Origin of the sequence: Streptomyces sp. NPDC060209, from assembly GCF_042728155.1 — a bacterium.
Lineage (GTDB): Bacteria > Actinomycetota > Actinomycetes > Streptomycetales > Streptomycetaceae > Streptomyces.
In genome coordinates this window covers 1-23,165 of the sequence record NZ_JBHWZS010000124.1, presented here as the reverse complement: position 1 = coordinate 23,165, position 23,165 = coordinate 1, and the positions used below count along the sequence as shown (strand labels likewise).

Sequence of the window (23,165 nt, the reverse complement as noted above, 5' to 3'; positions counted from 1 at the left end):
GCGTCACGGGAGCGTCAGGAGCCCACGCTCACCGTGAAGCGGCGGGGGTTGCCGTCGTGCGCCGCCCCCGACACGTCCGGCTCGCCGTCCGGGCGTACGTCGTCGTAGGGGAACGCGTAGCCGATCGGAGAGTTCGCGTGGACGACACGCGACCAGTGGTTGGTCACCCCGCCCTTGTAGTAGTCCGCCACCGTGGTGCCGTTGGGCTGCTGCGGGTGGCTGAGCATGATCGAGCGGTTGAAGCCCGCAGCTATCCGGGCCAGCAGCGCCTTCTTGTCGTCGGAGTCGCCGGGGTTGTTCGTGAAGGGCCCGTGGTTGCAGGTGAAGATGTCCTTCGACGTCGGCTTGACGAAGGTGTGACCGCCCTCGAAGGTCAGCGTGTCGCCGCTGACGCGGCCCGCCAGTGTGCCGCGGCCGCCCTGCAGGTCTATCCGCAGATCGGTGGAGCGGTACTTCTCCCAGACCTCGTCGATCTGCGCGGTGAACAGATCCCGGAACGGCATCTCGTTCGGCCGGTCGAAGAACGGCGCCATCAGATTCTGCGGCGAGACGACCCGCAGGACCTGGCCGTCCGAGCCACGGGTGACCAGCTTGTCCCAGGGCTGCCCGTCGGAGGCCGCCTGGGCCGTGAGGTCGTCGGCGATGCGCTGGACCGCGCCGTCCGGGAGCGGGGCCACCGTGTGCGTGGCGTCGCCCTCCAGGGTCAGCCCGATCGGCAGGGCCGTCACCAGGTCGACGTAGCTGATGTTCGCGTACAGCTGCTGCGGATTGAAGGTGAACTCGCAGAACGACCAGGTCCTGCTGTAGTTCGGGTCGGTGGGCGTCGCGAAGGCGGGCTCGACCAGGGACGGGCCCGGGTTGAGGTAGAAGTCCAGCTTGTCGTCGCGTACGAAGTAGACCCTCGCCCCGTACATCTGAGGCAAGGTCAGGACGACGGGCCCGGCTCCGGCGGCCTTCAGGGGGATGGCGCAGTCCACCGGCAGCGGGGTCTGCGGGGCGCCGGGGGAGTCGGGGCGGTAGACGCTGCCGTCGGGGCGCAGGAGCACCCAGCGGTCGGTGCCCTGCTCGTGGCCGGTGACGTAGGCGTGCACCGTGCCGGGCAACGAGCGGTTCTCCAGGGCCAGTTCGCATGTCGCGGCGGCCGCCGACGTACGCGGGCTCAGGGCGCTGCCCCAGAGGGGGTAGGTGAGAGCGGTCGCGGAGGCGGCGGCGCCCGTCAGGAACATTCTGCGCGAAATCACGAAGGAACTCCCGAGGTGTGGGGGGTCGCAGACGGGGGGCAAGGGGATGGTGCGGGGAGGTGGAGCGATGGGGCCGTCTGCGGTGCGGACCACTCTCGCCACGGCTCCGGCGAGCGTCAAGACTTATGACTGAGAGCGCTCTCAAGAAGTAGCCGTTCTTCACAACTCGACGCCGCAGGCCGGGTTTTGGCCACTCCTGGTCGATCCCCGCATGCGGGGAGTGAACAGAAGCTGAAGGCGACGGCCGGTGGAGTGCGTGGCCGGTCGGAAGGGTGCCCGGTCGACCCGCCCGTCGTCGGGCGGGTACTGTCCGGCTCGCTCCCGTGAGACGTGATCCCGGGCGAGGAGCCGGCCGGCGCGCACCTCCACGGGCGGGGGATCCGGCACCGACCCCCCTGCCATTGCGGTGGGTCCGGTCGCCCGCCCCGGTGGATCCGCGGCGTGGCGCGCGGGGCGGCATGTGGCGGGGGTCACGCTCCGCGCTTTGTCGAACACCTACAACGCGGACGGCCCACGAGCTGGCAGATGGGCTGCATGGTGCTCGGCTTCTGTCAGGTGCCACCAGGAAACGGGGCAGGAGACTGTCCGGAGTGAACGGCAGGGTTTCCGCGGTCGGGTTCGTAGGGTCGACGTATGACCGTTGTGGACGAAATCCCGGGCGAGCCGAGCGACACGCGTGGCCGGGTGGCCGAACTGCTGGCGCTGCGCGAGCAGGCCCGGCGTGGACCGAGCGACCGGGCGACCGAGGCGCAGCACGCCAAGGGCAAGCTGACGGCGCGGGAGCGTATCGAGCTGCTGCTGGACGAGGGATCGTTCAAGGAGGTCGAGCAGCTGCGCCGGCACCGGGCCACCGGCTTCGGCCTGGAGACCAAGAAGCCGTACACCGACGGTGTCATCACCGGGTGGGGCACCGTCGACGGCCGGACGGTCTTCGTCTACGCGCACGACTTCCGGATCTTCGGCGGTGCGCTGGGCGAGGCCCATGCCACGAAGATCCACAAGATCATGGACATGGCCATCTCGGCCGGTGCCCCGCTGGTCTCGCTGAACGACGGAGCCGGCGCCCGTATCCAGGAGGGCGTCTCCGCGCTCGCCGGATACGGCGGGATCTTCCAGCGCAACACCCGCGCCTCCGGTGTCATCCCGCAGATCAGCGTGATGCTCGGCCCGTGCGCGGGCGGCGCGGCCTACAGCCCGGCCCTGACCGACTTCGTGTTCATGGTCCGCGAGACCTCGCAGATGTTCATCACCGGACCGGACGTCGTCAAGGCGGTCACCGGCGAGGAGATCACCCAGAACGGCCTCGGCGGCGCCGACGTGCACGCCGAGACCTCGGGCGTCGCGCACTTCGCGTACGACGACGAGGAGACCTGCATCGCCGAGGTCCGCTACCTGATCGGGATGCTGCCCTCCAACAACCGGGAGAACCCGCCCGTCGTCCCGAGCGACGACCCGGCGGACCGGCGCGGCGACGTCCTGCTGGACCTGGTCCCGGCGGACGGCAACCGTCCGTACGACATGCACAAGGTCATCGAGGAGCTCGTCGACGACGGCGACTTCCTGGAGGTCCACGAGCGCTGGGCCCGGAACATCATCTGCGCCCTGGCCCGGCTCGACGGCCAGGTCGTCGGCATCGTGGCCAACCAGCCGCAGGCGCTGGCCGGTGTCCTGGACATCGAGGCGTCCGAGAAGGCCGCGCGATTCGTCCAGATGTGTGATGCGTTCAACATCCCCATCATCACTCTGCTGGACGTACCCGGCTTCCTGCCCGGCGTCGATCAGGAGCACGGTGGGATCATCCGGCACGGCGCGAAGCTGCTCTACGCGTACTGCAACGCCACCGTGCCGAGGATCTCGCTGATCCTGCGCAAGGCCTACGGAGGTGCGTACATCGTCATGGACAGCCAGTCCATCGGTGCGGACCTCACCTACGCGTGGCCCACCAACGAGATCGCGGTGATGGGCGCCGAGGGCGCCGCCAACGTCATCTTCCGCCGTCAGATCGCCGACGCCGAGGACCCCGAAGCCATGCGGGCCCGCATGGTCAAGGAGTACAAGGCCGAGCTGATGCACCCCTACTACGCGGCCGAGCGTGGCCTGGTCGACGACGTCATCGACCCCGCCGAGACGCGCGAGGTACTGATCGCCTCGCTCGCGATGCTCCGCAACAAGCACGCCGACCTGCCGTCCCGCAAGCACGGCAACCCCCCGCAGTAGTCGCAGCCGCAGCGGCGAACCCGCCCACCTTCCGCGACCACTGCCCAGAAGACGGAGACATCCATGAGCGTCACTCCCGCCGATTCGGTCCTGCGCGTCGAGAAGGGCCAGGCCGGCCCCGAAGAGCTCGCCGCCATCACCGCGGTCCTGCTCGCCCGCGCGGCCGCCCAGCCCGAGGCCGCCGCCCACCGGGGCCGCAGCACCGCCGGATGGCGCCGGCTGGAGCGCACCCCCGGCTTCCGTGCCCCGCACAGCTGGCAGGGCTGAGAACGGCCGCTGAGGCCGTTCCCGGGCGCACGCCCCGCATCGACGAAAAGGCCCCGTACTCCTCGCAGGAGTACGGGGCCTTCTCGTCGTGTGGCGGCGGGGTCAGCGCAGGCGGGCCATCAGGGCGTGCTCGACCAGTGTGATCAGCGCGCTCTTGGCGTCCGCGCGGTGCCGGGCGTCCGTGGTGAGGATCGGGGTGTCCGGGCCGATCTGGAGGGCTTCGCGTACTTCGTCGGGTGTGTATGGCTGGTGTCCGTCGAAGCCGTTGAGGGCGATGACGAAGGGGAGGCCGCTGTTCTCGAAGTAGTCGACTGCGGGGAAGCAGTCGGCGAGGCGGCGGGTGTCGACGAGGACGACGGCGCCGATGGCGCCGCGTACCAGGTCGTCCCACATGAACCAGAAGCGGTCCTGTCCGGGGGTGCCGAACAGGTAGAGGATCAGGTCCTGGTCCAGGGTGATGCGTCCGAAGTCCATGGCCACGGTGGTGGTGGTCTTGTCCCCGGTGTGGGTCAGGTCGTCGATGCCCGCGGACGCGGACGTCATCACGGCTTCGGTGCGCAGCGGATTGATCTCCGAAACGGCACCGACAAACGTGGTCTTACCCACGCCGAAGCCCCCTGCCACCACGATCTTCGCCGAGGTAGTGGAGCGGGCCGCTCCGCCGCTAGAGCTTGCGAAGTCCACTGAGCACCCTTTCGAGCAGTGTCACATCTGGTTGGCCGCCGGCGGCCTCGTCGCCGCCGGGCTGATGGATAGCGACGAGTCCGGCCTCGGCCAGGTCGGCGACGAGGATCCGGGCAACGCCGAGGGGGATCGAGAGCAGGGCCGAGACCTCGGCCACCGACTTGATCTCGATGCAGAGCCGGCAGATCCGCTGGTGCTCGGGCAACTGCCCTTGCAGCCGTGCAGGATCGGCCGTGGTGCTGACCAGCGCCTCGATCGCGAGCTGGTAACGCGGCCGGGTCCGGCCGCCGGTCATGGCGTACGGACGGACCAGCGGGTTGTGTGCCGCGGGCTTCGCGGGCGCCGGGGCCTGACGCTGGACCGGCTGGATACGCGACGGCGGTGCCTCGTACCGCTGCGGCGGCTGCTGCTCGTGCTGCGGCTGCTGGTACTGAGGCTGCTGCTGCGGCCACCCGGAACCGGGCTGCTGCTGCTGCCAGTCGCCGCCCTGCGAGCCCTGCTGCTGCTGGTAGGGCTGATACGACTGCTGGTACGACTGCTGATACGGCTGATAAGGCTCTTGCGGACCCTGTCTGCCGGGCATGGAGGGGGCGTCGAAACGGTTGTCACCCTGCTCACCCGGAACCCGCTGACCGCCCTCGTACGGGTGTCCGCCTGTGGGTGCTGCCACGTTTCCTCCTCCGACTGCCGGTCGCCATCCCAGTGGTGCCGCGCCACCGCACCTTATGGCGCGGTGACGAGAAACGCACTGTCTGTCTATTAGTTAAGAAGACTTCCCTGGAGTTCGGCGCGGAGATCCGGGGTAAGGACACTTCCTGCACGGTCTACGAGAAGTGCCATTTCGTACCCAACCAGACCGATATCGGCGTCCGGGTGGGCGAGGACAGCGAGTGAAGACCCGTCAGAGATGGACATGATGAAGAGGAATCCTCGCTCCATCTCCACAACGGTCTGATTCACGGCGCCGCCTTCGAAGATCCGGGAGGCACCCGCGGTGAGCGACGTCAGACCGGAGGCGACAGCCGCCAGCTGATCTGCGCGGTCCCGTGGGAAACCTTCGGACATCGCCAGCAGGAGTCCGTCGGCGGAGACCACCACCGTGTGGGACACCCCAGGGGTGTTGTCCACGAAGTTGGTGATCAACCAGTTCAGATTCTGCGCCGCCTGGCTCATCGGGCTCACACTAACGCTCCTGGTTGTAGGTATTACTTGTGTCCGACCCCGCGGTACGTCCCTTCAGGACCCCACGTCGCAGGTTGCTCAACCTGCCGCGTACGTCCTCAGGGGCGCGGGAGACCTGTGGGCCGCCCTGCTGGGTCTGCTCCGCCGTACCCTCGACCAGATTGGCCTTGGGCACGCGCCGGGGGAGTCCGGACGGGGTGACCCCGCCCGCCTTCGGATCCTTGAGCTTCTCGGCCTGCTTCCAGCGCTCGTCGTTCGCCGAGCGCCAGTCGTCGGGGCCTTCCCCGTCGGCCGGCTCCGTCTGCTGCTGCTCCGGCTGCGGCCTCTGCCGCTGCTCCGGTGCCGCCGGCTGATCGTTTCCGCGGCCGGTGGGCTGCCAGTGCTGCTGGCCCGCGCCCCGGCGCGGGAGGCCCGCCTGGGTCAGGTCGTGACCGGGATTCGGGGTGGGCCCCGGGCGGTCGAAGCCTACGCGTTCCTGTGTCTCTGCGGGAGCGCTGGGCACAGATTCCGCTTCAGGCTGTGCCATGGGCTCGAAAGCGCCCTGGTAAGAACCCTGATCCGACCACTCGCCCTGGTGGGACCGGCCGTCCTGCGGAGCGAACTGGTCGGCGTACTGCTCCTGCCGGCCGTCCGGAGCGGCATATCCGGCTTCCGCATAGGTGTTCTGCTGCGGATCCTGGTAGCCGTTCCCGGCGTACGGGTCGTAGCCGCCCTCGTAACCGGGCTGCGCGTATTGCTGCTGCTCCTGGGCGTACTGCCCGGTGGCGTACTGCTCCTGGCCGTACTGCTCCTGCGCGTACTGCTCCTGGGAGTAGTCCTGCCGCTGCCCGGAGCCGTCGTCCTGGAACGGCGGACGCTCTCCGCCCGTCTGCGCCTCCAGCGCGGCACGGCGCTCCTCACGCATCAGCGAGCGGCCGACCGGGTCCAGCTGCGGGGAGTCCGCCGCCGGGGTGTCGTAGCGCGAGTCGTCGAAGCCGAGCTCCGCCGCCGTACGCATCGGGAGAGGCTGCGGCATCGGGTCGAAGGCCTGCGGCTGCTGCTGCTCGGGCATGATCGAGGAGACGGTGAAGTCGCCCTCCTGGACCGACTCGCCACCGCCACCGTGGGTGATGGCGTCCGGCAGCATGACCAGCGACGTGGTCCCCGCCTGCTCGCCCGAGGGGCGCAGCTGGACGCGGATGCCGTGCCGGTCGGCCAGCCGGCCGACCACGAAGAGACCCATCCGCTGGGACACCGCGGCGTCCACGGTCGGCGGGTTGGCCAGCTTGTGGTTGATGTCCGCGAAGTCCTCGGCGGTGAGGCCGATGCCCTTGTCGTGGATCTCGACCATGACGCGGCCGTCGGGGAGCCGGGTCGCGGTGACCCGGACCTTGGTCTGCGGCGAGGAGAAGGTGGTGGCGTTCTCCAGCAGCTCGGCCAGCAGGTGCACGAGGTCGGTCACGGCCTGGCCGTGGATCTCGCTCTCCGGCACACCGGTGAGCTCGATGCGCTCGTAGGACTCCACCTCGGAGGAGGCGGCCCGCAGGACGTCGACCAGCGGCACCGGCTGGTTCCAGCGGCGGCCGGGCTCCTCGCCCGCGAGGACGAGGAGGTTCTCGCCGTTACGCCGCATACGGGTGGCCAGGTGGTCCAGCTTGAAGAGGCTCTCCAGCTGGTCCGGGTCGGCCTCGTTGTTCTCCAGGTCGGTGATGAGGGTCAGCTGGCCCTCGATGAGCGACTGGTTGCGGCGCGACAGGTTGGTGAAGATCGCGTTGACGTTGCCCCGCAGCATGGCCTGCTCGGCGGCGAGCCGGACGGCCTCGCGGTGCACCTGGTCGAAGGCGCGGGCGACCTCGCCGATCTCGTCCTGGCTGTTGATCGGGATCGGCTGGACCCGGGTGTCCACCCGGCCCGGCTCGGTCCGCGACAGCTGGTCGACCAGCATCGGCAGCCGCTGCTCGGCGATGCCGAAGGCGGCCGTACGCAGCTGGCGCATCGAGCGGCTCATCTGGCGGGCCATGAGCCCGGCGATGATGAAGGCGGCCAGCAGCGCGATGATCACGATCGCGGCGTTGACGATGGCGTCGTTCCGGGCGTCGGTCGAGATCTCCGCCGCCTCGGCCACGGCCTTGTCGACGAGCTCGTTCTCGACCGTCGTGTAGCCCTCGAACTTCGCGGTGGACGCGGCCATCCAGGTCTCGGGGGTGATGCCCTTGGCCATCAGCTCGTCCGGCTGCTTGCCCTGCCCGATCTGCTGGGCCATGCCGTCGAAGACCGAACCGTCGATGCTCGGGGGCGCCACGAAGGGCTTGCCTGCGGCCTTGGCCTGCTCCTTGGCGGCCTGCAGCTGCTTGGCCCCCTCGGCGGCCTTGCCGGCCATGACTTCCTTGAGCCGGGCCGCGTCGGCCTCCGTACCACCGGAGACGAACTCACCGAGGGCGATCTGCTCCAGGTAGTTGTACGAGCTGAACGCCGTGACCTGGCCGTCGAAGTTGCGCTCCTCCTGGCTCGGGCGCACCAGCAGGTGCATGCCGATCGAGCGCTGAAGCGATTCGGCAGCCTTCGCCAGCTCGATCGCGTACACGGTGCGGCCGTAGCTGGTTATGTTGCCGGTACCCAGGCCGAGCTCGTTGGAGAACTCCATCAGCGAGTGCTGGACCTTGGTGTAGCCCTCTTCCGTCTTCACCGGGTCCATCGCCTCGGCGTAGGCGGCCTTGCGCAGCTCGGGGAGCAGCGGCTCCTCCACCTTGAACAGCTTCAGGCGGCGGTGGAGCCCCTCCTTGTCCGGCATGTTCTGCACGGCGGCGTCGAAGTCCGACGCGGCGCTGTCCGTGGTGGCGCGCACCTTCTCCACCTCGGCGGCGGTGCGCTTGTTGGACAGCAGGGGCTGAGCGGTGAGGTCACGCTCGTTCAGCAGGGCCTGTCCGTACGCCGCGGCGGCACGGACGACCAGGGCCGTCTTCTCGGCGTCCTGAGCCTCGTTCCAGGTGTCGACCGACCCCTTCACCTGGAAGCCGCCCATGACCAGACCGACCAGCGCCGGGATCAGGAGAATCGCGTTCAGCCGGGTGGGCACCCGCCAGTTCCGCGGTGACAGGCGGCTGGTGCTGCCGGCTGTCGGTTCCGCCTCGGACGACGTGTCCGCAGGCGGGGACACCGCAGCGCGCGGCGGTGGCGTGAAGTTGCCCCGCTCCGGCTGCGCCGCGGAGCCCTCGTTGCTTCGCCTCACTCGACCAACAACCTCTCGGCGTCGGCACCTACGTTGTGCCGGATTATCGTTCAGGGGCCTTACTACTGGGTAGTTCGAGGCATTGCAGCACGCGGACCGGTCGCGTTCCAAACAGTCGGAATGCGTGATTCCGGCTGCGGCCGACGGTCGATAAAACGGGCATAAAGAGCGAGCCCCGTCAAAAGGCGAGGCTCGTGTGAGCACAGTGGTACCAGTCGTGCGCGTCGGGTATTGATGGGTCTCCAATTCTCTGTCGAAATGTTATGAACACGGGGGCGGATCGTGTCAAAGGACACAGCCCGCCCCCGTGTGACTACAGCAACTTCCGTAGATCAATTCCGACTTGCGGCTACTTCAGCCGAGCCATCAGGGCGTGCTCGACCAGTGTGATCAGGCCGCTCTTGGCGTCCGCGCGGTGCCGGGCGTCCGTCGTGATGATCGGGGCGTCGGGGCCGATCTGGAGGGCTTCGCGTACTTCGTCGGGTGTGTAGGGCTGGTGTCCGTCGAAGCCGTTGAGGGCGATGACGAAGGGGAGGCCGCTGTTCTCGAAGTAGTCGACTGCGGGGAAGCAGTCGGCGAGGCGGCGGGTGTCGACGAGGACGACGGCGCCGATGGCGCCGCGTACCAGGTCGTCCCACATGAACCAGAAGCGGTCCTGTCCGGGGGTGCCGAACAGGTAGAGGATCAGGTCCTGGTCCAGGGTGATGCGTCCGAAGTCCATGGCCACGGTGGTGGTGGTCTTGTCCCCGGTGTGGGTCAGGTCGTCGATGCCCGCGGACGCGGACGTCATCACGGCTTCGGTGCGCAGCGGATTGATCTCCGAAACGGCACCGACAAACGTGGTCTTACCCACGCCGAAGCCCCCTGCCACCACGATCTTCGCCGAGGTGGTGGCGCGGGCCGTACCGCCGCTAGAGCTTGCGAAGTCCACTGAGCACCCTTTCGAGCAGTGTCACATCCGGCGCGCCGCCGGCCTCTCCGTTGCCCGGCTGGTGGATGGCCACCATGCCGGCTTCCGCCAGGTCCGCCACAAGGATCCGCGCCACGCCCAGGGGCATGGACAGCAGGGCCGAGACCTCGGCCACCGACTTGACCTCGCGGCACAGGTGGCAGATCCGCTGGTGCTCGGGGAGCAGGGTCCCCAGGTGGGCGGGGTCCGCTGTGGTGCTGACCAGTGCCTCTATCGCGAGCTGATAGCGCGGCCGGGTCCGGCCGCCGGTCATGGCGTACGGACGGACCAGCGGCTGGTCGCCTTCACCGTCGTACGACGCGTGGTGCAGTGCGCCGTACGGATCAGGTGAGGCGGGTGGCGGGGTCATAAATCCTCCGGGCGTGACAGCAGGGTGTCGGCTTGCCGTCTGAAGGTGGCCGGTGGGGGGCTGTGTCGGCCGGACGGGTGAGGGTTTTGAGTAGTACCTGGGGGGATCGTGTCAGGTGTCTGCCGCATGGCCGTCTAGTGGAGCAGACTGCCTTGTAGTTCGGCACGGAGGTCAGGGGTGAGGACGGTCCCCGCACGGTCGACGAGGAGTGCCATCTCGTACCCGACCAGACCGATGTCCGCGTCCGGGTGAGCAAGGACGGCGAGCGAAGATCCGTCGGAGATGGACATGAGGAAGAGGAAACCTCTCTCCATCTCCACAACGGTCTGGCTCACGGCGCCGCCTTCGAAGATCCGTGAGGCACCCGCCGTCAGCGATGTCAGACCGGAGGCGACAGCCGCCAGCTGATCTGCGCGATCGCGCGGGAAACCTTCGGACATCGCCAGCAGCAGGCCATCCGCGGAGACCACAACCGTGTGGGACACCCCTGGGGTGTTGTCCACGAAATTGGTGATCAGCCAGTTCAGATTCTGCGCGGCCTGACTCATGGGGCTCAACTAACGCTCCTGCTGGTGAGTGGGGCCGAGTTGGAAACTGCCGGTAGACGAGCCGGTGTTGGCCTGTCGTCCCTGCTGGATGCCCCGGCGGAGATTGGTCAGACGGCCGCGTACGTCATCGGGCGCACGCGAAACCTGAGGTCCGGACTGATGATTCTGCTGCTGAGCAGTGCCCGGTACCAAATTGGCACGTGGGACACGGCGGGGCAGCCCGGAGGTGGTGATCCCGCCCGCAGCGGGCTTCTTGACACGTTCCGCCTGCCGCACGAGCTCGTCGTTGGGCGAAGCGCGCCATGAACTCGTGGCGCCGGTGTCGGCCGCACCGCGCCGCGGCATTGCCGGGGGCGGGGTGTTGGCGGGCTGAGGAGCGGCCGGTGCCTGCGGCTCCGCGGCGGGCGGCTGCTGGCCACCCTGCTGCGGACCGTGGAACCAGTTCGTCTCCAGCGTGTCGTACAGCGGCGTACGCCCGTCACCGGGACCGGCCGGAGGCAGCATCTCGGGCTGCTGCGGCAGGGCCGGGCGGTGCGGCAGCTCACCCGCGGAGGGAGCCGGCGGGCGCGGCGCGCCGAAGTCGGCGTTGTCGTGACGGCGGGGCGCGGGCGCCTGCGGGCGTTGCGGGGCCTGGGCGCCGAAGCCCTGGTCCTGCTGCATCGGGGCGTTGAAGTCGGGGCGGGCGAACTGCGCGGTGCTCGCCGGGTCCGGGGCCTGAGGGGCCTGCGGTGCCGAGAAGTCCGGACGGGCGAACTCCGCAGTGGCACCGGGGCCCTGACGGTCGTTCATCGGACGCTGGTTCGGCGGGCTGAACGGCTGGTTCGGGCCGGAGGTGCCAGGCCGTGCGAAGCGGCCGGTGTCGTGCTCCTCGTGACCACGCGGAGAGTCCGGCTGCGCACGCCGGGGAGCACCCTGCTCCTCGGCGCCCCAGCTCGTGTTCTGCGGGCGCTGGGGCTGCGGGTTGCCGCCGGGCAGCTCGGCCCGAGGTCCGCCGGAAGGCGGCAGCTGGCGGCCGGGACCGCCGGGCTGCTGAGGGCCGCCCTGGTTGCCCTGGCCGAGCTGGGCCTGCTGCGGCTGCGGAGTCTGCCGCGCGGGCGGGCCGCTCTGCTGGCCGGAGTGGCCGAAGAGGTTGGGCCGGCCCGAGTCGGCACCGGCCGAGGGGTCCTGCGGAGGGCGTGCGCCCGGACGGGCACCGCCGGCGAAGGCACCTGCGAGGCCGCCCTGACGCGGAGCCTCGGGCCGGCCCTGGTTGGGCAGGCCGGGGCCCTGCTGGCTGTTGCCCTGCTGGCCGGGGCCCTGCTGAGGCTGACGCGGTCCGCCGTCGCGCGAGGGCAGCGCGGCCCGGGGTGCGGAGCCCGCACCGACCTGCCCGCGCGGAGCGGCCGATCCCAGCCCCTTGGCGGGGCCGGACCCGGGACCTGCGAGGCCGGGACGCTGGCCGCCCGCGGCGGGAGCGCCACCGCCGGCGAGGAGCCCGCCGGGGGCGCCGCCCTGCTGGCCCTTGTTGCCCTGGCCCTGCTTCGGCGGCTGCTTGCCGCCGTGTGCGACCTCCATGGGCAGCATGACCAGTGCGGTCGTACCGCCGGAGTCGGAGGGGCGCAGCTGGATGCGGATGCCGTGACGCAGGGACAGCCGGCCGACCACGAACAGACCCATTCGGCGGGACACCGAGACGTCCACGGTGGGCGGCGAGGCCAGCCGCTCGTTGATCGCGGCCAGGTCCTCGGGGGAGAGGCCGATACCGGTGTCGTGGATCTCGACGAGCACACGGCCGTCGGGCAGTGCGTGACCGGTGACGCGGACCTTCGTCTGCGGCGAGGAGAACGACGTGGCGTTCTCCAGCAGCTCGGCGAGGAGGTGCACGAGGTCGTTGACGACGCGGCCGGCCACTTCCGTGGCGGGCACGGCGGCCAGTTCGATGCGCTCGTACTGCTCCACCTCGGAGGCGGCGGCACGGAGCACGTCGACCAGCGGGACCGGACGGGTCCAGCGGCGGCCCGGCTCCTCGCCCGCGAGGACGAGGAGGTTCTCGCCGTTACGGCGCATACGGGTCGCGAGGTGGTCGAGCTTGAAGAGGGAGGACAACTGGTCCGGGTCGGCCTCGCGCGACTCCAGCTCGGAGATGAGCGAGAGCTGACGCTGGATGAGGCCCTGGCTGCGGCGCGAGAGGTTGGTGAACATCGCGTTGACGTTGCCTCGCAGCAACGCCTGCTCGGCGGCCAGACGGACGGCCTCGCGGTGCACGTCGTCGAAGGCCGCGGCCACCTGGCCGATCTCGTCCCGGGAGTGCACACCGACCGACTCGACGGAGGTGTCGACGTCCTGCGGGTCGGTCTCGGAGAGCTGCCTGACGAGCTCGGGCAGCCGGTCCTGGGCGACCCGGGTCGCGGTGTCCTGGAGCCGACGCAGCGAGCGGATCATGGACCGCGCCACGACGAAGGCGCCGACCAGCGACACACCGAGGACGATGAGGATGATCGCACCGTTGAGGATCGCGTCGCGCTGCGACTCCTCACGCAGCTCGCGGGCCTTGCTCTCCATCTCACCGAGGAGCGTCTCCTCGATGGTCTTCATGGCCTGGATCTTGTTGGAGCTCTGGTCGTACCAGTCCATGTACGTACGCGTCTTGCCGCTGCCCTCCATGCCCAGCGGGCTGTCGAGCACCTTCTTCGCGTACATGTCGGCGGCGGTGATCTCGGGATTCCCGTTGTCCAGCGGTGCCAGCAGCTCGGCGGAGCTCTTGCCGGTGGACGAGTAGGTCGTCTCGAACGTCTTGAGGGTCGTGCTCGCCTTGCCGAGCGCGTTGCGCCCGAACGCCTGGTCGTTGTCGTTCAGGTGCGTCTTGTTGCTGTCGCCGCCGGGCAGCGCGGCCGCGATGATGGCGCGCTCGACGGAGGCGTACTCCTTCGAGGAGGAGAAGGCGGCCAGCGCACGCGTCCGCTTGATCATCTCAGGGTTGCTGGTGGCCTGCGCCATGTCCTGCGAAAGGCTCAGCAGCGAGGTGATCAGCTGGCTGTACTGGTCGATCGTGTTGAGACTCGGGCTGTCGGCGGCGTAGGCGTCCTTGCGGATGCTGGTGATGTTGCCCAGCTGCGTGCCGATCTGGCTGACGCTCGCGTGGATGCTGTCCAGGGCCGCGTCGCCGGGGGTGTTGCCGATCTCGTCGGTGGCCTCGAAGAAAGCGGCCTTCGCGCGGTCGGTGCGCTCCCGGGGCTGGGTGACCTTGTAGTCGGTGGCCTTCACGCCGTTCGACAGCGGGCCGGCCGACTTGTCGCGCTCCTCCTGGAGCGCGTTGGCGAGCGCGGTCGCCTGCTTGGTCATCTTGGTGAGCAGCTGCATGTGCTCCAGCTGGTCCATGTCGTTCATGGACTCGTTGATCCGGAGCCCGCCCAGCGTGGTCGCCGCGACCACCGGGAGAGCCAGCAGCGAGACCAGACGCGTACTGATGCGCCAGTTGCGCAGGGCTATGCGTGAGCCGGCGGAGGTGGGACCGGCCGGCTTGAGGGGCGCCGCGGCCTCCGCACTGCCGGCACTCGTCGTGCCGGAGCGCTGCGCGCGGTCGCCGCCGTCACCGGACGCGCCGGGATTCTGGGCGTGCTGGGGCGAGGAACCGCGGTCGTTCCCGCCGCGCGGCTCCTGATCCGCCGAGGTTTCCCCTCGGCCCTGGCGGGGCTGGGGCGACCCCATGCCATCCCTCTTGAAACGTCCCTGCACTAGCGTCGCAACCTCTGGACCAGGCGCCCCTTCGCGCGTGGCGCGGCGGGACGGTGTCGGCGTCGTGGGGCGCTGGACGCGCCCCATGGTGGTCGTGAGTGACCGGCGTACTTCCCCCTCCCGCCGCCACTCGGCGCTGCGTTGCGCCCCTGCGCGCTGGGCCTGAAACCCGCGGCGGTGCGTGGAATTCCAGCACAGTGGAGGATCTCCAACAAGGCCCGCGTACCGGGCTGTGACCTGGATGACACGGTGTGATGGGTGAGTAACAAGGCGTGGAGCGTGTTCACGGTCAAACCGGACGATTACGGGTGGACTCCCTAGGGGTGACAGGTGCCCCAGACGCCATGATCGGGAGCGGAATGACAGATTCAGTAACGTATTGTCTGGTTTGCATCCCGCGATCAAGTGCCTGCAATGAGCGTTTTGTCGGCAACTTCGTGAGGAAACTCACATGATGATCGCCGTCTCATCCCGGCCACGGCGGGGAATCGGATGTTTAGCCTGGCGCTTTACAGGGATAGCGAATCCGACAACCGGCGCACCTCCGGGCGGCGCCCCAGCGGCAAGGGTCCATACGGCAGATGAAGACGACGATGATTTTCCGCAACATTGCCAACCCCCGGCGCACGACGCTGGCGCACCTCGAGGACGCCGAAGCGCTGCAGACGCCGGAGCAGCGGGAGCACGCCGTCGACCTGCCCACCCAGACGGCCAACCCGCGCCGCACCATCCTCATGGAGGCCCCGGTCGCCGCGGCGAAGTAGCGGCCGTCCCCCGCCGCGAGGCCGGTCCCCTCACCCGGGCCGGTGCCTCGCCCGGCGGGGCGGGGCGAGGCGATAGCCTGGAGCGTCAGTCTTCAGCCAGCCAGCAAGTGAGGGGCGACAGCATCCCGTGCGCATCGCCAGGTTCTCCATCGACGGCAATGTCGCCTTCGGCGCGGTCGAGGGCGACAGCCCCGACAGCCTCGTCCTCGACATCATCAAGGGCATCCCGTACGCCGACTTCGAGCTCTCCGGGACCAAGGTCCCGCTGAAGAAGGTCCGGCTGCTGCCGCCCGTGCTTCCCAACAAGGTCGTGGCCATCGGCCGCAACTACGCGGAACACGCCGCCGAAATGGGCAACGAGGTCCCGGATGTGCCCGTCGCCTTCTTCAAGCCGACCACCTCGGTGATCGGCGCGGGCGACTCCATCGAGTACCCCTCCTTCTCCGAGGAACTGCACCACGAGGCCGAGCTGGCCGTGGTGATCGGCCGTATGTGCCGCGAGGTTCCGCGTGAGCGCGTCAAGGACGTCATCTTCGGCTACACCTGCGCCAACGACGTCACCGCACGCGACGTCCAGCGGCGCGAGAGCCAGTGGGCCCGGGCGAAGGGCTTCGACACCTCCTGCCCGCTCGGCCCCTGGGTGGAGACCGACGTCGACCCCGGCAACCTGGCCATCCAGGCCACGGTCAACGGCGAACAGCGTCAGCTCGGCCGGACGAGCGACATGATCCGCTCCGTCGAGGATCTGATCGTCCACATCACGGAAGCCATGACGCTGCTCCCGGGCGACGTGATCCTCACCGGAACCCCCGCAGGGGTCGGGCCCCTGCACGTCGGCGACGAGGTCGCCGTCACCATCGAAGGCATCGGCACTCTCACCAACAAGGTGATCAAGCGTGGTTAACGGACCTGTCCGCGTACGTTTCTGTCCCTCCCCGACCGGCAACCCCCACGTGGGCCTGGTCCGGACAGCCCTCTTCAACTGGGCCTTCGCCCGGCACCACCAGGGCACCCTGGTCTTCCGTATCGAGGACACCGACGCGGCCCGCGACTCCGAGGAGTCCTACCAGCAGCTGCTCGACTCGATGCGCTGGCTCGGCCTCGACTGGGACGAGGGCCCCGAGGTCGGCGGCCCGCACGAGCCGTACCGCCAGTCGCAGCGCATGGACCTCTACAAGGACGTCGCCGCCAAGCTCCTGGACGCCGGGCACGCGTACCACTGCTACTGCACCACCGAGGAGCTCGACGCCCGCCGCGACGCCGCTCGCGCGGCCGGCAAGCCGTCGGGCTACGACGGTCACTGCCGCGACCTGAGCGAGGAGCAGAAGGCCGCGTACGAGGCCGAGGGCCGCACCTCGATCGTCCGCTTCCGGATGCCCGACGAGGCGATCACCTTCACCGACCTGGTCCGCGGCGACATCACGGTCCAGCCGGAGAACGTCCCGGACTACGGCATCGTCCGTGCCAACGGCGCTCCGCTCTACACGCTCGTCAACCCGGTCGACGACGCCCTGATGGAGATCACCCACGTCCTGCGTGGCGAGGACCTGCTCTCCTCCACCCCGCGCCAGATCGCCCTCTACCGGGCGCTCATCGAGCTGGGCGTCGCCAAGGACACCCCGGCCTTCGGCCACCTCCCGTACGTCATGGGAGAGGGCAACAAGAAGCTGTCCAAGCGTGACCCGCAGGCCTCGCTCAACCTCTACCGCGAGCGTGGCTTCCTGCCCGAGGGGCTGCTCAACTACCTCTCGCTCCTCGGCTGGTCGATCGCCGAGGACCGCGACATCTTCGGCCGCGACGAGCTGGTGGCCGCGTTCGACATCGCCGACGTCAACGCCAACCCGGCGCGCTTCGACCTGAAGAAGGCCGAGCACATCAACGCCGAGCACCTGCGCATGCTCGACGTGAAGACGTTCACCGAGGCCTGCGGCCCCTGGCTGAAGGCTCCCTTCGCCCCCTGGGCGCCCGAGGCCTTCGACGCGGAGCAGTTCGCCGAGATCGCCCCGCACGCCCAGACCCGTGTGACGGTCCTCTCGGACATCACGGCCAACGTCGACTTCCTCTTCCTGGACGAGCCCGTCGAGGACGAGGCGTCCTGGACGAAGGCCATGAAGGAGGGCTCCGACGCCCTGCTCGTCACGGCGCGCGCCGAACTGACCGCTGCCGAGTGGAAGGCCGAGGCGCTCAAGACGGCCGTTCTCACCGCCGGCGAGAAGCACGGCCTGAAGCTCGGCAAGGCGCAGGCCCCGGTCCGCGTCGCCGTCACCGGGCGCACGGTCGGTCTGCCGCTCTTCGAGTCCCTGGAGATCCTGGGCCGCGAGAAGACGATCGCCCGCATCGACGCCGCGCTGGCGAAGCTCGCCGCGTAGCGCGCGGTTCGCACGACGGGGTGGACGCCCGACCCGGGGTGTCCACCCCGTCGGCATGTGGTGGACGTGCCGGTAATCTGGCCGGCATGCCGATCCGAGCGGTTCTCTGGGACATCGACGACACGATCTTCGACTACTCCGGGGCGGACCGCACCGGCATGCGCAAGCACCTCGAGATCGAGGGGCTGCCCGCCGCGTACACGTCCTCCGAACACGCCCTCGACGTCTGGAAGGCCGTCACGGACGTGCAGTGGGCGCGGTTCGCCGAAGGGGAGATCGACTTCCAGGGGCAGCGACGCGAGCGCGTGCGCGCGTTCCTCGGGCGGTGGCTGAGCGACGCCGAAGCCGACGAGTGGTTCGGCAGGCACGCGACCCACTACGAGGCCTCGTGGGCGCTCTTCCCGGACACCGTGCCCGTCCTCGACCGACTGGCGGACGGATACCGGCACGCCGTCCTGTCGAATTCGAGCATTCACAACCAGGACCGCAAGCTGCGCGCGCTCGGGGTGCGGGACCGCTTCGAGGCGGTGGTGTGCGCCGTCGAGCTGGGGATCTCCAAGCCTGACGCGGGGGCCTTCCACGCCGCCTGCGAGGTCCTGGAACTCGACCCGCACGAGGTGGCCTATGTGGGGAACGAACCCGACATCGACGCGGGCGGCGCGGTGGCCGCCGGGCTGACGGGTATCTGGCTGGACCGCGACGGGCGGGGCGGGCGCCCCGAGCTGGTGAGGATCACGGGTCTGCACGAGCTTCCCGGCTTGCTGGCGGGAGATACCCGTTTTGGAGCGCCGGACACCTTCAGGTAATGTTCTTCCTGCGCCACCCGAGCGGGCCGAAAGATCCGGCCGGGAAGCGCAGACAGAAACATAACCCGCAGGGGTTGCGTTTCAGTGGGCTATGGTGTAATTGGCAACACTACGGTTTCTGGTACCGTCATTCTAGGTTCGAGTCCTGGTAGCCCAGCGCAAGACCGAAGTAACAAGCCCCCGTTGTGTAGCGGCCTAGCACGCTGCCCTCTCACGGCAGTAGCGCCGGTTCGAATCCGGTCGGGGGTACAGATCCTTCCCGCGAGAACATCTGGGTCGCACCCACGTTCTTGATGCAGGATCGCTAGGGCCCCCGTTGTGTAGCGGCCTAGCACGCTGCCCTCTCACGGCAGTAGCGCCGGTTCGAATCCGGTCGGGGGTACTTGTCACACCATGGGCTATGGTGTAATTGGCAACACTACGGTTTCTGGTACCGTCATTCTAGGTTCGAGTCCTGGTAGCCCAGCGCAAGTCCCAAGTAACAAGCCCCCGTTGTGTAGCGGCCTAGCACGCTGCCCTCTCACGGCAGTAGCGCCGGTTCGAATCCGGTCGGGGGTACAAGACGGCAGTACGGAAAGGCCCTTCACCCCGGTGGAGGGCCTTTCGCGTGCGCCCTATCGGAGTCCGTACCGCCGCGCGGACTCCTCCGCCTGGGCCAGCCGGCGCAGCGACGCCAGCAGCGGTTCGTACAGCACGGCCGACGCCACGGCGGCCTCCACCTGTTCGGCCTCCGTGGGGAATTCCTCCAGCGCGTCCAGGTCCTGCACGGCCACCTCCCGCATGAGACGGGCCTGTTGGGCGAGGTACGCCACATCGCAGGGATAGCCGAGACGGATGAGGGTGGCCAGCGAGGCGACCAACGAACGGTGCACGGGGGAGAGTTCGCCGAGCTCCAGGGCCGTCGTCCAGCCCAGCTCCGTGAGTAGCCGGGTGACTTCGGCGCGCGCGATGACGGTCTCCGGTGCTTCCTCGTCCGGTTCGGGACCGTGCGGCAGCGCCCAGAGAGCGGCGCCCAGCCGGATCGTGCGGCCCAGCGACTCGTCGTCGACATGCGCCAGCACCTCGCGTGCGGTGGCCACGGGGAGGCGCCCGACCTGGAGCAGGGCCCGCACCAGACGCAGTCGGCGCAGATGGCTCTCGTCGTAGTCGGCCTGCGTCGCGCTGATCCGGGTCCCGGCGGGGAGCAGCCGCTCACGCAGGTAGTACTTGATCGTCGCGGTGGAGACGCCGCTGCGCTCACTGAGTTCCGACAGCCGCATCCTCTGCGCCTTCCCTTGCGCCGCCCCGTTGGGCGGTGCCACTATCCAACCATTGGATAGTCAAGCTCTCCAAGGTCGACGAGGAGTGGGTGCTCCATGTTCGCCAAGCCGAATCCCGGCCGCACGACCGCCGCAGCCGAGGGTGATGTCGTGGTCCTGCTCATCGGGATGCGCATCAACCACTTCTGGGGTGTGCACCACTGGCTTCCCGTCCTCGTGGCGATGCCGCGCATGCTGCGGGAGTTGGCCAAGGATCCGGACCGGGGCCTGCTCGGCCACACGCTGCTGACCGGCTCGCCCCGGACGTACTACGTCGTCCAGTACTGGGAGTCGAAGGAGAAGCTGTACGCGTACGCCGCGGCTCCCGACATGCTCCACCGCAGGGCGTGGGCCATGATCAACCGCAAGGAGAAGAAGTCCCGGCAGCATGTGGGGCTGTGGCACGAGAGCTACATCGTGCCCGCGGGATCCTACGAGTCGATCTACGCCGATATGCCGGCCTACGGGCTGGCGGCGGCGACCGGCGTGCTGCCGGTCGAGAAGAGGGGTCGCAGAGCGGCGGACCGCTTCGCGCATCGCGCGTCCGGGGAGTGGTCACCGGAGGGTTCCGGGAAGCAGGCACCGGAAGAAGGGGGCCGCCACGGCGCTGGGGCGGCCTCGGAAGAGGTGTGAGGAGCAGGAGGGTGGTGGGGCGCGCGGCCTCGTACTGCGCGGGGTTCAGCCGATATGGCGTGGGGTTCAGCCCGTGCGGCGCAGGGCCTCGCTCAGCCGTGCCGCCGAGTCGATGATGGCCTGTGCGTGCATCCGGCCCGGGTGGCGGGTGAGTCGCTCGATCGGCCCGGAGACGGACACCGCGGCGACCACCCGGTTCGACGGCCCGCGGACCGGGGCCGAGACCGAGGCCACGCCCGGCTCGCGCTCGCCGATGGACTGGGCCCAGCCGCGCCGCCGTACGCCCGAGAGGGCCGTCGCCGTGAAGCGGGCACCCTGCAGGCCCCGGTGCAGGCGCTCCGGCTCCTCCCAGGCCATCAGGATCTGCGCGGAGGAACCCGCCTTCATCGTGAGGGTGGAGCCGACCGGCACGGTGTCCCGCAGTCCGGACAGTCGCTCCGCCGCCGCCACGCAGATGCGCATGTCGCCCTGCCGGCGGTAGAGCTGCGCGCTCTCGCCCGTGATGTCGCGCAGATGTGTGAGTACGGGTCCGGCCGTCGCCAGGAGGCGGTCCTCGCCTGCCGCGGCCGCGAGCTCCGCGAGCCGGGGGCCGAGAATGAAACGGCCCTGCATGTCCCTCGCCACCATGCGGTGGTGTTCGAGTGCCACGGCCAGTCGGTGTGCCGTGGGCCGTGCGAGCCCTGTCGCCGCGACCAGCCCGGCGAGGGTGGCCGGACCGGACTCCAGGGCGCTCAATACCAGAGCTGCCTTGTCGAGAACGCCGACGCCGCTAGAGTTGTCCATACGACGATACTCGCGTCTCACTCTGTGAAACGCAAGTTCAATTTTCCCCGGAAGTTGCGAACCTGTACTTGGGGTCGTACAACGACCCGCAGCCACCGCCCCGCTCGGGGGTCCGGACGGCGGCACCCGAATCTCTAGTTGAGGCCGGCGAAGACGCCGGCCGGAGGGAAAGCGATGGGTAGGACACTCGCGGAGAAGGTCTGGGACGACCACGTCGTCCGGCGCGCCGATGGCGAGCCCGACCTCCTCTTCATCGATCTGCACCTGCTGCACGAGGTGACCAGCCCGCAGGCGTTCGACGGTCTGCGCCAGGCCGGCCGCCCGGTACGGCGTCTCGACCTCACCATCGCCACCGAGGACCACAACACCCCGACCCTCGACATCGACAAGCCGATCGCCGACCCGGTCTCCCGCGCCCAGCTGGAGACCCTGCGCAAGAACTGCGCGGATTTCGGCGTCCGGCTGCACCCGCTGGGTGACGTCGAGCAGGGTGTCGTGCACGTGGTCGGCCCGCAGCTCGGCCTGACCCAGCCCGGCACCACGGTCGTCTGCGGCGACTCGCACACCTCCACCCACGGCGCGTTCGGAGCGCTGGCCTTCGGCATCGGCACCAGCCAGGTCGAGCACGTCCTGGCCACCCAGACGCTGCCGCTGGCCCGCCCCAGGACCATGGCGATCACCGTCGAGGGCGAACTCCCCGACAGTGTCACAGCCAAGGACCTCATCCTGGCGATCATCGCCCGGATCGGCACCGGCGGCGGCCAGGGCTACATCCTCGAATACCGCGGCTCCGCCATCGAGAAGCTCTCGATGGAAGCCCGGATGACCATCTGCAACATGTCGATCGAGGCCGGCGCCCGCGCGGGCATGATCGCCCCCGACGAGACCACCTTCGCCTACCTGCGGGGCCGTGACCACGCCCCCCAGGGCGAGGACTGGGACGCCGCGGTGGAGTACTGGAAGACGCTGCGGACCGACGACGACGCCGTCTTCGACGCCGAGGTCGTCATCGACGGCACCGCACTCGCGCCGTTCGTCACCTGGGGCACCAACCCCGGCCAGGGAGCACCCCTGTCGGCGAACGTCCCCGACCCCGCTTCGTACGAGGACGCCTCGGAGCGCTTCGCCGCCGAAAAGGCCCTGGAATACATGGGGTTGACCGCCGGCCAGCCGCTGCGCGAGATCAACGTGGACACCGTGTTCGTAGGTTCCTGCACCAACGGGCGCATCGAGGACCTGCGCAACGCGGCCTCGATCCTGGACGGCCGCAAAGTCGCCGACGGCGTACGGATGCTGGTCGTCCCGGGCTCCGTCCGGGTCGCCCTGCAGGCCGTCGAGGAGGGTCTGGACAAGGTCTTCACCACCGCCGGCGCCGAATGGCGGCACGCGGGCTGCTCGATGTGCCTCGGCATGAACCCCGACCAGCTGGCCCCCGGTGAGCGCTCCGCCTCCACCTCGAACCGGAACTTCGAGGGCAGGCAGGGCAAGGGCGGCCGCACGCACCTGGTCTCCCCGCAGGTCGCAGCCGCCACCGCCGTGCTGGGCCATCTGGCCTCGCCGGCCGACCTGTCCGACGTCCGTACGCCCGCCGGAGTCTGAGAATCATGGAAGCATTCACCGCACACACCGGCCGGGCCGTCCCGCTGCGCCGCAGCAACGTCGACACCGACCAGATCATCCCCGCGCACTGGCTGAAGAAGGTCACCCGCGACGGCTTCGAGGACGGGCTCTTCGAGGCCTGGCGCAAGGACGAGAACTTCGTCCTCAACCGCCCGGAGCGCAAGGGCGCCTCCGTTCTGGTCGCCGGTCCCGACTTCGGCACGGGCTCCTCGCGTGAGCACGCGGTCTGGGCCCTGCAGAACTTCGGCTTCAAGACCGTCATCTCCTCCCGGTTCGCCGACATCTTCCGTGGCAACTCCCTGAAGAACGGTCTGTTGACCGTCGTCCTCGACCAGAAGGTCGTCGACGCGCTGTGGGAGGTGACCGAGGCCGACCCGACGGCCGAGGTCACCGTCGACCTCGAGAAGCGCCAGGTCCTCGCGGACGGAATCACGGCCGACTTCGAGCTCGACGAGAACGCCCGCTGGCGACTGCTGAACGGCCTGGACGACATCAGTCTCACTCTTCAGAAC

Annotated in this window: 20 protein-coding genes and 5 tRNA genes; 14 read left to right on the top strand and 11 right to left on the bottom strand. The window is 69.3% G+C overall.

All coding sequences use genetic code 11. From position 1 onward, the window contains the following. Positions 1-14 precede the first annotated feature (14 nt). A complete protein-coding gene (locus ACFWFI_RS23095) occupies positions 15-1,226 on the bottom strand; it encodes a glycoside hydrolase family 64 protein (protein ID WP_387393381.1) in 1,212 nt (403 codons plus the stop codon). Positions 1,227-1,874: 648 nt separating this feature from the next. On the opposite strand from ACFWFI_RS23095, the gene ACFWFI_RS23090 reads away from it, so the two are divergent. After that, a complete protein-coding gene (locus tag ACFWFI_RS23090) occupies positions 1,875-3,458 on the top strand; it encodes an acyl-CoA carboxylase subunit beta (protein ID WP_387393379.1) in 1,584 nt (527 codons plus the stop codon). A gap of 63 nt (positions 3,459-3,521) precedes the next feature. Beyond that, positions 3,522-3,725 (top strand): acyl-CoA carboxylase subunit epsilon, encoded by a 204-nt coding sequence (locus tag ACFWFI_RS23085; protein ID WP_387393376.1) that lies wholly within the window; start codon positions 3,522-3,524, stop codon positions 3,723-3,725. Positions 3,726-3,827: 102 nt separating this feature from the next. Here the strand turns inward: ACFWFI_RS23085 and ACFWFI_RS23080 are convergent, their stop codons facing one another. From ACFWFI_RS23080 to ACFWFI_RS23045, 8 genes are all read right to left on the bottom strand, one after another. Continuing rightward, the gene (locus tag ACFWFI_RS23080) at positions 3,828-4,409 is read right to left on the bottom strand and encodes a GTP-binding protein (RefSeq protein WP_014048542.1); all 582 of its coding nucleotides are present in this window, start codon (positions 4,407-4,409) and stop codon (positions 3,828-3,830) included. Next, the gene (locus ACFWFI_RS23075) at positions 4,390-5,079 is read right to left on the bottom strand and encodes a DUF742 domain-containing protein (RefSeq protein ID WP_387393373.1); all 690 of its coding nucleotides are present in this window, start codon (positions 5,077-5,079) and stop codon (positions 4,390-4,392) included. The genes ACFWFI_RS23080 and ACFWFI_RS23075 overlap by 20 nt, the downstream gene beginning before the upstream one ends. An 89-nt stretch (positions 5,080-5,168) precedes the next feature. Then, positions 5,169-5,582 (bottom strand): roadblock/LC7 domain-containing protein, encoded by a 414-nt coding sequence (locus ACFWFI_RS23070; RefSeq protein WP_006127847.1) that lies wholly within the window; start codon positions 5,580-5,582, stop codon positions 5,169-5,171. A 10-nt stretch (positions 5,583-5,592) separates the two neighbouring features. Continuing rightward, positions 5,593-8,799, bottom strand: coding sequence for a sensor histidine kinase (locus ACFWFI_RS23065; RefSeq protein ID WP_387393370.1), 3,207 nt, complete (start codon positions 8,797-8,799; stop codon positions 5,593-5,595). Positions 8,800-9,148: 349 nt separating this feature from the next. Next, positions 9,149-9,730 (bottom strand): GTP-binding protein, encoded by a 582-nt coding sequence (locus ACFWFI_RS23060; RefSeq protein WP_015611636.1) that lies wholly within the window; start codon positions 9,728-9,730, stop codon positions 9,149-9,151. Further along, complete coding sequence (locus tag ACFWFI_RS23055; RefSeq protein WP_003966010.1) at positions 9,711-10,118, bottom strand: DUF742 domain-containing protein; 408 nt, start codon at positions 10,116-10,118, stop codon at positions 9,711-9,713. Before ACFWFI_RS23055 ends, ACFWFI_RS23060 begins: the two co-directional genes overlap by 20 nt. A gap of 134 nt (positions 10,119-10,252) precedes the next feature. Then, complete coding sequence (locus ACFWFI_RS23050; protein WP_006127850.1) at positions 10,253-10,666, bottom strand: roadblock/LC7 domain-containing protein; 414 nt, start codon at positions 10,664-10,666, stop codon at positions 10,253-10,255. A 9-nt stretch (positions 10,667-10,675) separates the two neighbouring features. Beyond that, positions 10,676-14,353 carry a sensor histidine kinase gene (locus ACFWFI_RS23045; RefSeq protein WP_387393367.1) on the bottom strand — a complete coding sequence of 1,226 codons (3,678 nt, stop codon included), beginning with the start codon at positions 14,351-14,353 and terminating at the stop codon, positions 10,676-10,678. 608 nt (positions 14,354-14,961) lie between these two features. Between ACFWFI_RS23045 and ACFWFI_RS23040 the strand changes: the two genes are divergently transcribed. From ACFWFI_RS23040 to ACFWFI_RS23000, 9 genes are all read left to right on the top strand, one after another. After that, positions 14,962-15,144, top strand: coding sequence for a hypothetical protein (locus ACFWFI_RS23040; RefSeq protein ID WP_362931414.1), 183 nt, complete (start codon positions 14,962-14,964; stop codon positions 15,142-15,144). Positions 15,145-15,271: 127 nt separating this feature from the next. Further along, positions 15,272-16,048: a fumarylacetoacetate hydrolase family protein gene (locus tag ACFWFI_RS23035; RefSeq protein ID WP_387393363.1), complete on the top strand. Its 777-nt coding sequence runs from the start codon at positions 15,272-15,274 to the stop codon at positions 16,046-16,048. Further along, complete coding sequence (gltX, locus tag ACFWFI_RS23030; protein WP_387393360.1) at positions 16,041-17,513, top strand: glutamate--tRNA ligase; 1,473 nt, start codon at positions 16,041-16,043, stop codon at positions 17,511-17,513. The genes ACFWFI_RS23035 and gltX overlap by 8 nt, the downstream gene beginning before the upstream one ends. Positions 17,514-17,599: 86 nt before the next feature. After that, complete coding sequence (locus ACFWFI_RS23025) at positions 17,600-18,319, top strand: HAD family hydrolase (protein ID WP_387393357.1); 720 nt, start codon at positions 17,600-17,602, stop codon at positions 18,317-18,319. An 85-nt stretch (positions 18,320-18,404) separates the two neighbouring features. Beyond that, positions 18,405-18,476: transfer RNA gene (locus tag ACFWFI_RS23020), tRNA-Gln, on the top strand. Between the two features lie 19 nt (positions 18,477-18,495). Further along, positions 18,496-18,568, top strand: a tRNA-Glu gene (locus ACFWFI_RS23015). 60 nt (positions 18,569-18,628) lie between these two features. Beyond that, positions 18,629-18,701: transfer RNA gene (locus ACFWFI_RS23010), tRNA-Glu, on the top strand. 12 nt (positions 18,702-18,713) lie between these two features. Next, positions 18,714-18,785, top strand: a tRNA-Gln gene (locus ACFWFI_RS23005). 19 nt (positions 18,786-18,804) lie between these two features. After that, positions 18,805-18,877, top strand: a tRNA-Glu gene (locus ACFWFI_RS23000). Between the two features lie 56 nt (positions 18,878-18,933). Here the strand turns inward: ACFWFI_RS23000 and ACFWFI_RS22995 are convergent. Then, a complete protein-coding gene (locus ACFWFI_RS22995) occupies positions 18,934-19,578 on the bottom strand; it encodes a MerR family transcriptional regulator (RefSeq protein ID WP_387393354.1) in 645 nt (214 codons plus the stop codon). Positions 19,579-19,674: 96 nt separating this feature from the next. On the opposite strand from ACFWFI_RS22995, the gene ACFWFI_RS22990 reads away from it, so the two are divergent. After that, positions 19,675-20,250 carry a DUF4188 domain-containing protein gene (locus tag ACFWFI_RS22990; RefSeq protein ID WP_387393352.1) on the top strand — a complete coding sequence of 192 codons (576 nt, stop codon included), beginning with the start codon at positions 19,675-19,677 and terminating at the stop codon, positions 20,248-20,250. A gap of 66 nt (positions 20,251-20,316) precedes the next feature. On the opposite strand, the gene ndgR is transcribed toward ACFWFI_RS22990, so the two are convergent. Then, positions 20,317-21,033 carry an IclR family transcriptional regulator NdgR gene (ndgR, locus tag ACFWFI_RS22985; RefSeq protein ID WP_033303994.1) on the bottom strand — a complete coding sequence of 239 codons (717 nt, stop codon included), beginning with the start codon at positions 21,031-21,033 and terminating at the stop codon, positions 20,317-20,319. A 174-nt stretch (positions 21,034-21,207) separates the two neighbouring features. Here ndgR and leuC point away from each other — a divergent pair, with 174 nt between their 5' ends. Further along, positions 21,208-22,632 carry a 3-isopropylmalate dehydratase large subunit gene (gene leuC, locus ACFWFI_RS22980; protein ID WP_387393350.1) on the top strand — a complete coding sequence of 475 codons (1,425 nt, stop codon included), beginning with the start codon at positions 21,208-21,210 and terminating at the stop codon, positions 22,630-22,632. Positions 22,633-22,637: 5 nt separating this feature from the next. Then, a partial coding sequence (gene leuD / locus ACFWFI_RS22975; RefSeq protein ID WP_387393347.1) for a 3-isopropylmalate dehydratase small subunit occupies positions 22,638-23,165 on the top strand: 528 nt, incomplete at its 3' end.